Below are 980 nucleotides of genomic sequence, written 5' to 3'. Positions count from 1 at the left end.
CCTCTCTTATCTCCCGTGCGTGACTGGAGGCTTTCGCTTCCGACCCGGCTGCTACTAGCCTGGCCCTTGCGGGCTCAGGCACCGCCCTCTCCTCACTGACTCGGCCTCGTGCAGCGTTGAGCCCATCACGCGCGGCAGCGGCTTCATCGCGGGCCATCCGCAAGCTCGTCGTGATGCCGGAGCGTTGTTCCACCATGGTGCGAAGCGTGCCGACAACAAACGCCGGCAGGATGAGCCGGGGCGGATCCTCTTCGGCCGACCTTCCAAGCGCGGCGAGACAGTTCGCCACCACCTGATCAAGCATCTGGACTTCCATTTTGCGGGTCGGCAGATCCATGCCTGCGGATAAATAGCGCGCCTTGCGGTCGGCCAGGCCTCGCACCTGCTCGGAGATCGCCAGGACAGCCTCGTCAACGACGATCGCTTCGATCTTTGCCCTCGCCCGATCGATCTCATCGGCACTGGCCTGAAGGCGTGTTCTCAGCTGAGCGTCCTGATCGATCAATTCAGCGATGCTGCCACTCCAGGTCCTGGGAGGAGAGGGCATGTCCGGCAGCTCGGCCAGCCTGCTTGCCTTGCGTTTTATTTCGGCCAGGAGCGGCGCGGCGCGCACATATCGGTCGATCGTGGCGAGCCGCGCCGACAACATCGCGCGTTCAGCCAGGCTGCGATCATACTTGTCCTGGGCTTCCACCCGTTCCGCCTCGAGCGCCTCGAATGTCGAGGCTAGCGTGTCGATCGCCTCCTTTTGTGTTTTGAGCTCCAAGAACCGCTTCTTCAGCAGCGCGATTTCGGTGCTCTGGGCCTGTTTTCGGTGAAGACCGTCTGCCTCCGTCTCAAGTGCGGCCAGCACATCGCTGGCATGGCCAAGCCCAGCACTGGCGGTGAAAAGGAGCTTACCGAGATCGCCGCGCGATTCGAGGATCGCCTTGCCACCTGCTTCCAGCGTCTCGTCATCGAGCGAGAACATGCTGCTGTAG

General features: G+C 62.8%; 1 protein-coding gene. It reads right to left on the bottom strand.

The genetic code is table 11. From position 1 onward, the window contains the following. On the bottom strand, positions 1-980 hold a 980-nt coding region (locus tag EOA24_RS39320), incomplete at both ends, for an AAA family ATPase (RefSeq protein WP_145992581.1).

The sequence above is a fragment of the Mesorhizobium sp. M2A.F.Ca.ET.039.01.1.1 genome, assembly GCF_003998035.1.
In the GTDB taxonomy this organism is placed as follows: Bacteria; Pseudomonadota; Alphaproteobacteria; order Rhizobiales; family Rhizobiaceae; genus Mesorhizobium.
Note: the sequence above shows the minus strand (reverse complement) of the source record. Positions and strands in the feature narration are given on the sequence as shown.